The organism is Oryzicola mucosus (genome assembly GCF_014534685.1).
GTDB lineage: Bacteria > Pseudomonadota > Alphaproteobacteria > Rhizobiales > Rhizobiaceae > Oryzicola > Oryzicola mucosus.
Map to the genome: position 1 here is coordinate 1,285,179 of NZ_JACVVX010000001.1, position 13,737 is coordinate 1,298,915.

Annotated in this window: 10 protein-coding genes; 2 read left to right on the forward strand and 8 right to left on the reverse strand. The window is 64.2% G+C overall.

The window, feature by feature from the left end; all coding sequences use genetic code 11:
• Positions 1 to 2: 2 nt before the first annotated feature.
• The 3 genes from ICI42_RS06120 to ICI42_RS06130 all read right to left on the reverse strand — a co-directional run bounded on the left by ICI42_RS06120 (position 3) and on the right by ICI42_RS06130 (position 5,923).
• Complete coding sequence (locus ICI42_RS06120) at positions 3 to 3,341, reverse strand: helicase-related protein (protein ID WP_188163594.1); 3,339 nt, start codon at positions 3,339 to 3,341, stop codon at positions 3 to 5.
• A 568-nt stretch (positions 3,342 to 3,909) separates the two neighbouring features.
• Positions 3,910 to 4,635 carry an acetoacetyl-CoA reductase gene (gene phbB / locus ICI42_RS06125; protein WP_188163595.1) on the reverse strand — a complete coding sequence of 242 codons (726 nt, stop codon included), beginning with the start codon at positions 4,633 to 4,635 and terminating at the stop codon, positions 3,910 to 3,912.
• 103 nt (positions 4,636 to 4,738) lie between these two features.
• Positions 4,739 to 5,923, reverse strand: coding sequence for an acetyl-CoA C-acetyltransferase (locus ICI42_RS06130; protein WP_188163596.1), 1,185 nt, complete (start codon positions 5,921 to 5,923; stop codon positions 4,739 to 4,741).
• Positions 5,924 to 6,208: 285 nt separating this feature from the next.
• Between ICI42_RS06130 and phaR the strand changes: the two genes are divergently transcribed.
• Both phaR and ICI42_RS06140 read left to right on the forward strand, forming a co-directional pair.
• Positions 6,209 to 6,817 carry a polyhydroxyalkanoate synthesis repressor PhaR gene (gene phaR, locus ICI42_RS06135; protein WP_188163597.1) on the forward strand — a complete coding sequence of 203 codons (609 nt, stop codon included), beginning with the start codon at positions 6,209 to 6,211 and terminating at the stop codon, positions 6,815 to 6,817.
• Positions 6,818 to 6,930: 113 nt separating this feature from the next.
• Positions 6,931 to 7,359 carry a GlcG/HbpS family heme-binding protein gene (locus ICI42_RS06140; RefSeq protein ID WP_188163598.1) on the forward strand — a complete coding sequence of 143 codons (429 nt, stop codon included), beginning with the start codon at positions 6,931 to 6,933 and terminating at the stop codon, positions 7,357 to 7,359.
• Between the two features lie 308 nt (positions 7,360 to 7,667).
• On the opposite strand, the gene ICI42_RS06145 is transcribed toward ICI42_RS06140, so the two are convergent.
• The 5 genes from ICI42_RS06145 to cofH form a co-directional block, all read right to left on the reverse strand.
• Positions 7,668 to 8,669 (reverse strand): TIGR03842 family LLM class F420-dependent oxidoreductase, encoded by a 1,002-nt coding sequence (locus ICI42_RS06145; RefSeq protein ID WP_188163599.1) that lies wholly within the window; start codon positions 8,667 to 8,669, stop codon positions 7,668 to 7,670.
• A gap of 227 nt (positions 8,670 to 8,896) precedes the next feature.
• Positions 8,897 to 9,904, reverse strand: a complete 1,008-nt coding sequence (gene fgd / locus ICI42_RS06150; RefSeq protein ID WP_188163600.1) for a glucose-6-phosphate dehydrogenase (coenzyme-F420) — start codon at positions 9,902 to 9,904, stop codon at positions 8,897 to 8,899.
• 33 nt (positions 9,905 to 9,937) lie between these two features.
• Positions 9,938 to 11,488, reverse strand: coding sequence for a coenzyme F420-0:L-glutamate ligase (gene cofE, locus ICI42_RS06155; RefSeq protein WP_188163601.1), 1,551 nt, complete (start codon positions 11,486 to 11,488; stop codon positions 9,938 to 9,940).
• A complete protein-coding gene (gene cofD / locus ICI42_RS06160) occupies positions 11,485 to 12,462 on the reverse strand; it encodes a 2-phospho-L-lactate transferase (RefSeq protein WP_188163602.1) in 978 nt (325 codons plus the stop codon). The genes cofE and cofD overlap by 4 nt, the downstream gene beginning before the upstream one ends.
• Entirely contained in the window at positions 12,459 to 13,730 is a 1,272-nt protein-coding gene (cofH, locus tag ICI42_RS06165) for a 5-amino-6-(D-ribitylamino)uracil--L-tyrosine 4-hydroxyphenyl transferase CofH (RefSeq protein ID WP_188163603.1), read from the reverse strand. Before cofH ends, cofD begins: the two co-directional genes overlap by 4 nt.
• Positions 13,731 to 13,737: the final 7 nt, after the last annotated feature.

Sequence of the window (13,737 nt, forward strand, 5' to 3'; positions counted from 1 at the left end):
TTCTACTTCTTCAACTGGTCGCGCAGGGCGGCGAGCTTGGCAAAAGGCGAATCCGGATCGACGCGCACGGGACGTTCCTCGCGCGGCTTCGGCTGGAAGTTCGGCTTGCCGCCCTGGTGCGGGCCTTTGGGCTGGCCTTTGCGGCCATTGTCGTTCTGCGGACGGCCGTCGCGGCGCTCGCCCTTGGCGGAGTCGTTGCCGGCGAAGTTGGGCTTTCCGCCGGCATTGCCGGCAAAGGGCGGTTTGCCGCCGCCGGGTTTGCGCTCATGCTGCGGCTTACCGCGGCGCGGCTGACCCTCGCGCTGACCCTCTCTGTTGCCTTCCTTCTGGCCCTCGCGTGCCGCGCCGTGCTGGTCGCGACGGTGCTGGTGGCGCGGGCGCTGTTCGAAGCGGCCCTGACGCCAGATCAGGATGGGCTTGGGCTCTTCGACGGGTTCGGCCGGCGCGGCCGCAGCAGTTGCAGGCGCGGCATCGTCTGCGGCCGCAGGCGCGGCTTCTGCGGGGGACGCGGCAGCTTCCGGCTCGGCCACAGTGGCAGCTTCAGGCTCGGCAGCAATTTCAGCCGCCGGCTCCTCGGCAGCAGCGCCGACTACCGCTTCTTCGGCAGGCGCTTCGCTTGACAGCTCTTCGGCGGGTGATTCTTCTGCGACTTCAACGGGCGCTGCATCCGCAACCGAAGCCTCGGCAACGGTTTCCGCTGGCTGCTCGGCGTCGGCGTCGAGCGTCATTGCTGCCGCATCGACCGCTTCCGGCTCCGGCGAAATCTCAGCCGCAGGGACTGCCACGGCTTCGGCAGCTTTTTCGGCGGCCTTCCGAAGGGCAGCTTCCGCAGCCTCGCGGGCGGCCGTCTCGATGGCTTCGATGCGGCCCTTCACCTCGGTGGCGGGCTTGGGGTCGCCGCGATAGCCGAGGCCCTTGAGGATTTCTTCCATGTCGTCGGAGGTCGCGCCGAGGATCGACATCATTGGCGGGGTGACGATGAATGTACCGCCATCGTAAGCACCGTCCGGACGCGCCCCGGTGCCGGGCTTCCAGGCAATGGCGGGGCGGATAAGGTCTGCTAGGCGCTCGAGAATGTCGACGCGCACGGCGCGGCGGCCGAGATTGCGGTAGCCGGCCAGCTTGTAGAAATTCTTGTCGAAGGTCGGGTCGATCACCACCGAGGTGCGGCCGGAAGCCAGCGCGTTGATGACGTCGCCGAAGCCGGCATTGTCCTTGCCGTCGTTCTTGAGCGCCCAGAGCAGCGTCAAGAGACCGGCGGGCGCCGGCTTGATCAGCGCTGGGATGAAGATGTGATAGGCGCCGAACCTCACGCCGAGCCGGCGCAGGGCAGCACGGCCTTCCTGGTCGAGCGACTTGACCTCTTCGGCGATGTCGCGGCGGTTGATGAGGCCGTAATTCTCCACCAGCCGGAAGGCGATGCCGCGTCCGATGCCGGAAAGCTGGTCGGCGTTCTTCAAATCGTTGAGCGGCTTGAGCAGCGTCTCGATCTGGAAATTCACGAAACGGTCGACGCGCGCAGCCACCTTGTCGCGCGCAGGTCCGGTCAGTTGTTCGTCGGCCAACAGCACGGCGCGGGGACGCAGCGTGTCCTCGCCATCGACCAGCGTGGCGATGGGAGCGCCGATCCAGCGCACGACGCCATCGGAGCCGAGCGCGATGTCGCCATTGGGCGACGCCGAAAAGCGCTCCGCGCGTGCCTCGAATTCGGCTGCCAGCGCTTTTTGCGCAGCGGCTTTCACGGCTTTCGCATCTTCTCCGCCGGCACTCTGATCGGCTGTAAAGCGGAAGCCCTGCAATTCCCCGACATGATGGCCTTCGACGACGACGGATCCGGACGGGCTGATTTCTGCTTCAAGCATGGTGTTTTCTCTAAGGCGGCGCATGAGGACGGAAGTCCTGCGGTCTACGAAGCGTTTCGTCAACCTTTCATGCAGGGCATCGGACAATCTGTCTTCGATATCGCGCGTTTTTTCCTGCCAATGTGCCGGATCGGCAAGCCAGCCGGGGCGGTTGGAGACAAATGTCCAGGTTCTGATCTGTGCGATGCGATGGGAGAGCGTGTCGATATCGCCCTCCATGGAATCGGCGCGGCGCACCTGTTCGGCCATATAATTCTCGTCGACATGGCCGCGGCGTGCGAGGTCGTCGTAGATCGAGGCGATGAGATCGGCATGCTGGGCGGGTGCGATGCGGCGATAGTCGGGAAGCACGCAGGCCTCCCACAAAAGCGCGACGCGCTCCCGGCCCGTCGCCAGGGCGCGGATCGCCGGGTCCTTGCTGAGCGTGTCGAGCGCCTGGGCATCGACAGCAGGCAAAGCGCGCGTCAGCCCTTCGACAGGGGCGGGAGTTTCGATGGAGCGCTGCAGCGCGTCGAGGCTGGTGAAATCGAATTTGGCGGTGCGCCATTGCAGCACCTTCACCGGGTCGAAGGCATGTCCTTCGATGCGCTCCACCAGTTCGTCTTCGAACGGATCGACGCGGCCGGTAACGCCAAAGGTGCCGTCGCGCAGATGACGGCCGGCGCGGCCGGCGATCTGGCCCAGCTCGGCTGCCGTCAACTGCCGGTACTGGAAACCGTCGAACTTACGGTTCTGGGCAAAGGCGACATGGTCGACATCGAGATTGAGGCCCATGCCGATGGCGTCGGTGGCGATGAGGTAGTCGACGTCGCCGGACTGGTACAGGGCGACCTGCGCATTGCGCGTGCGCGGGCTGAGAGCGCCCAGCACGACAGCTGCGCCGCCCTGCTGGCGGCGGATCAGTTCGGCGATGGCGTAGACCTCGCCGGCCGAAAAGGCGACGATGGCGCTGCGGCGCGGCAGCCGCGTCAGCTTCTTGGAGCCGGCATAGGCGAGGTGGGAGAGACGCGGGCGGGTGACCACCGAAATGCCGCGCAGCAGCTTTTCCAAAATGCCGCGCATGGTGGCGGCGCCCAGAAGCAGCGTTTCCTGGCGGCCGCGCAGATGCAGGATGCGGTCGGTGAAGATGTGGCCGCGCTCGAGATCGTTGGCGAGTTGCACCTCGTCGATGGCGACGAAGGCCGCATCGGTTTCGCGCGGCATGGCCTCGACGGTGCAGACGGAATAGCGTGCGCCGCGCGGGAGGATTTTCTCTTCGCCGGTGACGAGCGATACTTTGTGCGCTCCGACCTTTTCGCACAGGCGGGTGTAGACCTCGCGAGCCAGAAGCCTCAGCGGCAGGCCGATGATGCCGCTTTCATGCGCCACCATGCGCTCGATGGCCAGATGCGTCTTGCCGGTGTTGGTAGGCCCCAACACGGCGGTGACATCGCGACCGGAAAGGATGAGGGGATCGTTCGGCTTGGGATGGACATTCATCGTCGAATTACAGTCCTTGTCGCCGGAATCTCCGGAGAGCGGGCGCCCGCCACCCGACACATAGGATTTTGCAAGCCCGGTTGAAAGCACAATGTTGCAGATTGTCGTTTGGAACGAGTCTCGAACGAATCAGCGACAAAAGGCCTACTTGCCGCAGAATCCTGCCTTGCTGCCGCAACATATGGATTTTCGGCACTGATGTAGCACCAGATGCTGAATCAGAAAAAGCTGGGAAAGCCGGCTATACGCTCTGGCGGAGTCAAGCCGTTGCTGGCGGCTGCCGATGAAGCCGTCCATTTGGGCTAAATCATTGAAGCTACATCGGTTTCCAGAGATTCAGGCCTGCTCTGATCGGTCTGAGAGCGTGACGATGACGGGCGGATACCAAACGGAACCGAATGGCGGGGTAGGAAGCCTGCCGGTGGCTCTTCCCGGTTTGTTCCTGAGCAAACGGCTGGTTTTCAACAGCTTTTCCACCTGTTGTGCACAGGTCGACTGCCACTTTTCCACACCCTGAAACGAGAACGGCGCCACTGGCGCCGTTTCAATCAAGAGACGTCATAAGAGGTCAGGCGAAATACTGACCGCCATTGGCTGATATGGTCGATCCAGTGATAAAACCGGCCTCGTCCGAGGCCAGGAACACGACGCAGCGGGCGATTTCCTCGGCTTCGCCGAGCCGTCCAACCGGAATCTGCGCGATGATGGATTCGCGCACTTTCTCCGGCACGGCCATGACCATGTCCGTGGCGATATAGCCTGGGCAGATGGCGTTGACGGTGATGCCGGCGCGGGCGCCTTCCTGGGCGAGCGCCTTGGTGAAGCCGAGATCGCCCGCTTTGGCGGCGGAGTAGTTGACCTGCCCGAGCTGGCCCTTCTGGCCGTTGATCGAGGAGATGGTGATGACGCGACCGAATTTGCGCTCGCGCATGCCGCCCCAGAGGGGATGGGTCATGTTGAACACGCCGCTGAGATTGGTGTCGATGACCTCGCGCCATTGCTGCGGCGTCATCTTGTGGAACAGCGTGTCGCGGGTGATGCCGGCATTGTTGACCAGCACGGAGACGGGGCCGAGATCGGCTTCAACCTGGGCGATGCCGGCGGCGCAGGCCTCATATTCGGCCACGGACCATTTGTAGACGGGGATGCCGGTCTCGTCCTTGAACCTCTGCGCGGCTTCGTCATTGCCGGCATAGTTGGCGGCAACGGAATAGCCGGCATTCTTGAGGGCAACCGAGATGGCCGCTCCGATGCCGCGCGTTCCCCCTGTAACGAGTGCTGTTTTGGATGTCATTGCAGGTCGTTCCTCCCCTTTGTTGAAGCGAGTAGCGAGTAGCCAATAGCGAATAGGGAAAGGGTCTCCCTATTCGCTACTCCCTATTCGCCATTCGCTGTTCTCAGATCGCTTCCACGCACATCGCCACGCCCATGCCGCCGCCGATGCACAAAGTGGCGAGGCCTTTCTTGCCGCCGCGGCGGCGCAGTTCGTGGACGAGCGTGTTGAACACGCGCGCGCCCGATGCGCCGATCGGGTGGCCGATAGCGATGGCGCCGCCATTGACGTTGACGATGTCGGGGTTCCAGCCCATGTCCTTGTTCACGGCGCAGGCCTGGGCCGCGAAGGCCTCATTGGCTTCGACCAGATCGAGATCGGCGACCGACCAGCCGGCCTTTTCCAGCGCCTTGCGCGATGCGGGGATCGGGCCGGTGCCCATGATCTGCGGGTCGACGCCGGCGGTGGCCCAGGAAACGATGCGCACCAGCGGTGTCAGGCCGCGCCGTGCGGCTTCGGATTCCGTCATCAGGACAACGGCGGCCGCGCCGTCATTGATGCCCGAGGCGTTGCCGGCGGTGACGGTGCCTTCCTTGTCGAAAGCCGGCTTCAGCTTGGCGATGGCGTCGATGGTGGTGCCGTGGCGGATATACTCGTCCTGATCGACGATGGTGTCGCCCTTGCGGCCCTTGATGGTGACCGGAGCGATCTCGTCGGCAAACCTGCCGGCCTTCTGCGCCGCTTCGGCCTTGTTCTGCGAGGCGACGGCGAAGGCGTCTTGCTCGTCGCGGGTCAACTGCCATTTGCGGGCGACGTTCTCGGCCGTGTTGCCCATGTGATAGCCGTAGAAGGCATCGGTCAGGCCGTCCTTGATCATGGTGTCGATCATCTTGAAGTCGCCCATCTTCACGCCGCCGCGCAGATGCTGGCAATGCGGCGCCATGGACATGGACTCCTGACCGCCGGCAACGATGATGGTGGCGTCGCCGGTCTGGATCTGCTGCATGCCGATGGCGATGGTGCGCAGGCCGGAGCCGCAGAGCTGGTTCAGGCCCCAGGCGGTGGCTTCCTGCGGAATGCCGGCTGCCATGGCAGCCTGTCGTGCGGGATTCTGGCCTTCGCCCGCCGACAGGATCTGGCCGAGGATCACCTCGTCGACTTCCTTGGGATCGACGCCGGCGCGCTCGAGCGCTGCCTTGATCGCCACCGCGCCCAGTTGGTGAGCCGGCGTATTGGCGAAGGCGCCATTGAAGGAACCGACGGGAGTGCGGGCTGCACTGACGACGACGATGGCATCGGAAGCGGGCATTTCGATCTCCGTGGACGCTGCGCAGCTTGGCTGCTGGTGCTTTTATATGGTCCCTGTTTCTTGCCGGTTCCATGATCCGAGTCAAACCGAAATAACTTTGCGCAGTCAAAGGCGCCTACGCCTTTCGAATTGCTGCACAAATGTTGCGCAGCATTTTTTCCGTGCTATTTTCTGCACTGCACAAAGCACTTGGAGATGGAGCGCTTTTGCGCTTATCCTTGCGAAAACAGAAGAAATGTTGCCGGCTGCTTACAGTGCATCCCGGTCTCTCGAGGAGGATTGCCAATGCCTGCTAAAGACGAACCGGTGGTCATCAAGAAATACGCCAATCGCCGTCTCTACAACACAGGCACCAGCACCTATGTCACGCTCGAAGACCTGGCCACGATGGTCAAGAAGGGCGAGGAATTCACCGTCCAGGACGCGAAATCCGGCGACGACATCACCCACCCCGTTCTGACGCAGATCATCTTCGAGCTCGAGAACAAGGACGGGCAGAACATGCTGCCCATTCCGTTCCTGCGCCAGCTCATCGCCTTTTACGGCGACCAGATGCAGATGATCGTGCCGAGCTTCCTCGAACAGTCGATGATGGCGTTTTCCAAGGAGCAGGAGCGGTTTCGCGAGCAGATGAAAACCAGCTTCGGCAAGGCGCCGATCGACATGCTGCCGATGACCGTCCCGATCAAGGCGCTGGAGGAGCAGACGCGGCGCAACATGGAAATGTTCCAGAACGCGATGCGGATGTTCACGCCGTTCCCCAATGCGGGCCAGCTGGCACAAGCGGATGCCGAACCCGCGGGCAAGGACGCCGCGTCCGAAAAGTCCGGCGACCTGCAGGAACTCAAGCAGCAGATCGCTGCGATGCAGCGCAAGATCGACTCGCTGAGCTGATCGTTCCAAAGAGCTGCCAAAGTGCCGCGCCGCGGCTTCACCGCGCGAAGCCTTTTACCGTCCATCTTTTGCCGCCGCAGGCGGTTTTTTTGTGAAAGACCTGGAGACCAAGCATGTCCGAACTCACCCTGGCCAAGGCCAACACCATCATCGAAATCGCCTTGGCCAAAGCCGCCGAGCAGAAGTTCAAGCCGCTGGCGGTGGTGGTGCTGGATGCGGGCGGGCACACGATTGCGCTGCAGCGCCAGGACGGCGCGCCGTTCATGCGTCATGAGGTTGCCGCCGGCAAGGCGTTCGGCGCCATCGCGATGGGCTCAAGCTCGCGCGCGCTGGGGCAGGCGGCCATCGAGCGGCCGCATTTCTTCCAGGGTCTCGCCGGCGTTTCGGGCGGCCGCATCATACCGGTGCCGGGCGGCGTGCTGATCCGCGACGCTTCGGGCGCTGCCGTCGGTTCGGTCGGCATCTCCGGCGATACATCGGACAATGACGAAGCGGCCGCGGTCGCCGGCATCGAAGCCGCGGGCTTTACCGCGGGCGTTTAAGGAGCACTGTTTCCTTCTCCCCTTGCGGGAGAAGGTGCCCCAAAGGGCGGATGAGGGGTGCTGGAAGAAACGAGGCTTCTGAAAGACAATTGATATCAATTGCTTGGAGAGCCTTATCCGCCGACCGCTCGCTCCGTCCAACACCCCTCATCCGACCTCCCCTTCGACAAGCTCAGGGTCGGCCACCCCCGGCCCTCCGCTTGGGCTCAGGGCGTTCATCGCTTCAATCGACAAATCGTTGTCGATTGATCGGCTTCGCCGACCGCTCTTCACCCCGCAGGGGGAGAAGGGACCGGCGCGTAGGCACCTCACCGGAAGGCCGGGATGACCTCGCGGCCGTAGCGAGCGATGATCTCTTCCTCCTCGCCGCTGTCGAGATAGATGTTGAACTGGGTGACGCCGCCGTCCTTGAGCGTGTTGATCTTGGCGATGTGGTCTTCCGGCTCGCCCAGCACGCAGAAGCTCTCCACCACGTCGGGCGTGATGAAGTCGAGATAGGCGTTGTCGCTCTGGCCGTGCTTGGAATAGTCGTAGCCACGGCGCTTTTCGATGTAGCTGGTCAGGCTGCTCGGGACGAGGTCGCTGTCGGAGCCATATTTCTCGACGATGTCGGCGACGTGGTTGCCGACCATGGCGGGGAACCATTTGGTCGCCTCGATCGCCTTGGCCTTGTCGCCGAAATAGGCGGGGGCGGCGGCCATGGAGCGGAAGTTCGACATGTCGCGGCCCGCCGCCTTGCCAGCCTCGAGACACTGGTCGGTGAACCATTTGCACAGGCCCGGCTCGGCGATCTGCAGCACCACGCCATCGGCATGCTCGCCGGCGGTCTTCAGCGCCAGCGGGCCGTAGGCGGCGATCCAGGACGGCATTTCATGGCCGACGGCCCAGGGGAAGTGCACCGGCTCGGGCGACTCGCCATAGACCACCTGTTCGCCGCGCACCATGGCTTGGGTCTTCTGGATGAACTCGGCGACGCGCTTGAGCGTGGCCGGCTTGAAGCCCATGACGCGGCGCGAGGAATCGCCGCGGCCGACGCCGAGGTCGAAGCGGCCGCCGCTCTGCTTGGACAGCGAGCCGAAGATGGAGGCGGCGACCGACCAGTCGCGCACGTCTGGATTGGTCACCAACGGGCCGAAGCGCATCTTGGTGGTGTGCTCCATGCACATGGCGATGGCGGCATAGCAGTCGCGCCAGAGAATGTGCGAATCGTAGAACCAGCAATAGTCGAAGCCGGCATATTCGGCCGCGCGGACGAGGTAGCGGGCGCGGTCGGCTTCGACGAAGCCCTTGAACGTAATTCCGAATTCCATTTTTTACCCTCCTGAGGTTTGATTCTCGGTCGACGATCCAGCCCCTCATCCGCCCTTCGGGCTACCTTCTCTCCGTTGGGGAGAAGGGACTGCGCCTGCCTTTGTCGCGCTCCTTTCCCCAGCGGGAGAGGGTGGCCGAGCGAAGCGGGTGCATCAGTACGGTGAGGGGTAGGCTGGCGATCCCTGTTCGGTTGGTCTTGGTTTGGTTGTTGCGTTGTCGTTTGATCTCAGCCGAACATCTTCCGGAGCTTCGGCAGCACGGTTTCCGAATAGAGCTTGAGGAAGCGCTTCTGGTCCGGGCCGGGGGCGTGGAAGACGAGGTGGTTGAAGCCGAGTTCGAGATAGGGGCGGATGCGCTCAATATGTTCGTCCGCATCGGTCGAGACGATCCAGCGTTTCGCGGCGCGCTCGATGGGCAGCGCGTCGGCCAGCCGTTCCATTTCCAGCGGGTCTTCCACCGACATCTTTTCCTCGGGCGACAGGGACAATGCCGCCCAGAAGCGGGTGTCCTCCAAAGCGCGGTCGCGGTCCGTATCGAAGGAGACCTTCATCTCGATCATGCGGTCGATGGAATCGGGCGCGCGGCCAGCCTGTTCGAGACCGGCGGCCACGTTGGGCAACAGGGTTTCGGAATAGAGCTCGGGCGCCTTGCCTGACGTGCAGATGAAGCCGTCCGCGGCGCGGCCGGCATATTTGGCGATCAGCGGACCTGCGCCTGCGACATAGATGCGGACGGGGTTGTCGGGTCGGTCGTAGATGGTGGCGTTCTCGGTCTGGTAATACTCGCCGTCGAAGGTCACACGGTCCTCGGTGAACAGCTTTCGCATCAGTTCGACCGACTCGCGCAAGCGGGCGGAACGCACCTTCATCTCCGGCCATTCGACGCGGGTGGCGGGCACTTCGTTGAGCGATTCGCCCGTGCCGATACCCAGGATGACGCGGTCGGGAAACAGCGAGCCGAGCGTGCAGAAGGACTGCGCAACGATGGAGGGGTGGTAGCGGAAGGTCGGCGTCAGCACGCTGGTGCCCATCTCGATGCGCGAGGTCTTCGCACCCAGCGCGCCCATCCACGACATGGCGAAGGGCGCATGCCCGCCGGTGTGCCGCCAGGGCTGGAAATGGTCGGAAATGAAGACGGAGTCGAAACCGGCTTCCTCCGCAGCCACGCCATAGGACAGGAGGTCGCTGGGGCTGAACTGTTCGGCCGAAGCCTTGTATCCGAGCTTGAGTGCCACTTTATCGTCTCCTATTAGCTCTTTCGGTGCCGGTCACAGGAACAGCTCCTGCTCCATCGGGCGCAGCACATCCTGTGCGCTGGCCTGCGGCGTGTCGTTCCAGGTCAGGCCGCGCAGGACGACGACCGGGATGCCGGCGTCCTTCTGCATCAGAAGGCCGGAGGCGGCGGCGATTTCGTCGGCCAAGGCCGGCAACGTCGCCTTCAGCCCGCGTCCATAGGCGTCTGTTCGGTCGGTCCAGTCGTCGATAGCGGCAACACCGGCCGTGCCGATGGCGATGTTGACCAGACCGTTGCGCCAGGGCCGACCGAAGGTGTCGGTGACGACGACACCGATGGGGCCGCCGAATTTCTTCTCGAGATCAGCCCGGATGCGTCGGGCGGACGCGTCGGGATCGTCGGGCAGCAGCAACAGCATGCCGGCCTTGTTCTCTCCGAGATTGGATTCGTCGATGGCCGCGTTGGCGCAGATCCAGCCATGTTTGTGGCGGGTGATCAGCAGTCCGTCCGGTCCCATGCGCTTGGCGCGCAGCACATGGGAGGATTCCTGAAGGATGGCCTCGACCTTGCGCGGGTCCTTGCCGATGTCGGCGGCGATGGTCTGGGCCTCGGGCGAGGGGAGGTAGTCGGAGAGCCGCCGCATGCGGCCCTCGGATTTGGAGACGACTTTCTGCGCGATGACGACGATGTCGCCCGGCAGCAGCGTTCGCGTGCTATCCGCGAGCGCTGAGGAAATCAGCGCCGCAAGATCGTCGCCATCAGCGACTTCAGGAATGCCGGCAACGGCGAAGGCCCAAAAGCCGGATGTTTTCTGTGAAGCGTCGTCATCCGTGGGCTTGTCCCGAGGATACGGAGTGCCATCGCCTGTGGTTTGAAGCACCCCCTCACCGGCCCTTCTGGCCACCTCTCCCCCTGCCCGGGGGAGAGGTGCCGAGCGCAGCGAGGCGGTGAGGGGGGCTTGTGCCGAAGGACCATGCAGCCGGTTCTGCGGAGTCGATCTGTCCAGTTCCCGGAAACTGAGCAAATCGTCGGGCGTATCAAGATCGCGCGATAGGAAGGGCAATTTGAGGCGGGCGGCCGTCGCGCCGCGTGCGCGGGCGGCGGCTTCGTGAGCGGTGGCGGACTGCGATCCGAAGCAGAAAGGGATAACATCCGGCGGCGACACAAGCAGGGCGTTGCTGCCGCCGTCGACGGATTCGCCGATAACGACCGCATGGTTTTCGCCAGCCGAAAGCAATGCGGAAATTTCCGTCTCAACAAGGGTCGGGATATCGGCGTGAACGACGAGCAGCCGGTCGGCACCGTTATTCTGCGCCCAAGCCGCCGCGCTCGCGGCGGCACCGTTGATGCCCGGCTCTCCTTGCGCCACCACTTCGGCCTGCTGGGCTGCGGCAATCCCGGCGATGCGCTGCGAGGGGGTGACGACGCCGAGCAATTCGTTGGGAAACGTCTTGCGGAAGAAGGCCAGCGTGTTCTCGAACAGGGCAAGCGCCAGCCTTTCGCGCGCGTCGAAGGCGAGCGCTCCGCTCAGCCGCGTCTTGGCGTCGGCCGGGTCCTTCATCAGTATGGCGATGGCCAGTGTCACGACAAGCGCCTCGCAGCGTTTGCGCCGAGCGTGGCGGCGAAGGCCAGCAGCGTGCGCGCGACGGCCTCGGCTTTTGCCGGATCGGTCAGCATGATGTCGGTGCCGAGCACGGCCAGCCCGCCGCTTCGTGCGGGCTCCATCTCGTCGAGGTCGCCGGGATCGACCGCGAAGGCGTCGATCAACCCGGCATAGCGCCCGGCCACGCCGGCGGAACCTGCGGGGAGGCCGAGGTCTTCGATCAGCCGCCCGAGCGGACCCTTGACCGCCTGGCCGCCGATCAGCGGCGAGACGCCCATGCAGGGTGCAACTGAGGCCTGCACGGCCTCGCGCATGCCGGGAATGGCAAGGATCGGATCGATCGACAGCAGCGGATTGCTCGGCGCGATGACGATCAGATCGGCCGCCGCGATGGCTTCGAGTGCGGCGACACTGGGCCTGGCCTCGGCGGCGCCCTCATAGCGGATGTCGCTGACGCGCGGTTCGCAGCGCTTGCCGACGAACCAGGGCTGGAAATCCATCCAGCCTTCGTCGGTCAGCAGTTTCGTCTGCAACCGGTCGTCGGTGGCGGGCAGAACGCGGGCGCGGGAGCCGAGGTTTTCCGCGGCTTCGGCGGTGATCTCGCTCAGTGTCGCGCCCTGCGCCAGCCGCCAGCTCCGCCAGATATGCAGGCCGAAATCGGCGTCGCCGAGCTTCATCCAGACCGGTGCGCCGAGGTCGCGCAACACGTCGAGGGCGCGCACGGCGTCGTCCTTCACGCCCCAGCCCTGCTTGCGGTCGATCCGATCCGAAAGCGTGTAGATCAGCGTATCGATGTCGGGCGAGACATGCAGGCCGTAGAAGCTTTCGTCGTCGCCGACATTGGCGATCACCGTCAACGCACCCTTGGGCAGGGCGCGCGCCAGCCCTTCGGCCATGCGGGCGCCGCCGACCCCGCCCGCCAGCAACACGACCTTGTTCGGCGGGCCTGCCGTCACGCCGTGGCTCCCGGTATCTGGGCGGCGATACGATCGAGGAAGGCCGAGGTCTTCGAACTGCATTTGCGCTCGACCAGGGGTGCGATCTCGACCGGGTCGTGGTCGGAAAAGTCCTCGACGACGCCGTAAAGCGTGTTGCGCTGGATCGGGATGCGGCCGGCTGCGCGGATGATGCGCACCATTTCGGCGGCGGTGATTTCCTGACCGTGCGAGGCGCCGGCGGCGCGCGAGATGCTTTCGTTCATCAGCGTGCCGCCGAGATCGTTGGCGCCGCAAGACAGCATGGTCTGCGCCATTTCCGGCCCGAGCTTCACCCAGGAGACCTGGATGTTGTCGATGTGGCCGGCCAGCATGAGCCGCGCCACAGCATGCATTTTCAGGTTTTCCTGCTCGGTCGGGCCAGGTCGCGCCTGTTTGTGATCGCGGTAAAGCCGCGTCTCGTCATGGATGAAACCGAGCGGCACGAACTCGGTGAACCCGCCGGTGTCTTTCTGGATGGAACGGATGCGGTCGATATGGGCTGCCCAATGCGCGGGGCCGTCGATATGGCCGTACATGATGGTCGCGGTGGTGCGGATGCCGACCTCGTGCGCTGCGCGGATGATCTTTTCCCACTCGTCGGCAGACAGCTTGTTGCGGGTCAGTTGCAGGCGGATTTCAGTGTCGAGGATTTCGGCCGCCGTCCCCGGCATGGAGCCGAGCCCGCATGCCTTGAGGTCGCGCAGATAGTCATGCAGGGGCAGGCGGCTTTTCTTGACGCCGTACCAGATCTCGAAGGGCGAGAAGGCATGGATGTGGATATCCGGCAGTTGCGCCTTCACCGCCAGGATCAGGTTGCGATAGTGCTCGGCTGGAATGTCGGGGTGGAGGCCACCCTGGATGCAGACCTCCGTGCCGCCCCGGTTCCAGGCCTCCACGGCACGGCTGGCGACCTGGTCGAGGCTCAGAAGCTCCGCGCTTGCGGCATCCTTGCGGACGCCGAAATTGCAGAACTGGCAGGCCATGTAGCAGACATTGGTGAAGTTGATGTTGCGCACGGTGACGAAGGTCACGCGGTCGCCGACGCGCTTGCGCCGCACCGCATCCGCCGTCCGCAGCACGGCGGTCAGGTCGGCGCCTTGCGTCTCGAAGAGTTTCTGGCCGTCCTCGCGGCTGACCTCGATGCCGGCAAGGGCGTTGTCGAGGATGCGGCGGATCGAGGGGCTTGCCGCCTCGAGAGCGCGGGGCAGGGCGTCTGCTTCGTGGAAGGCGGGAAAAATGGCGTTCATGGCCGAT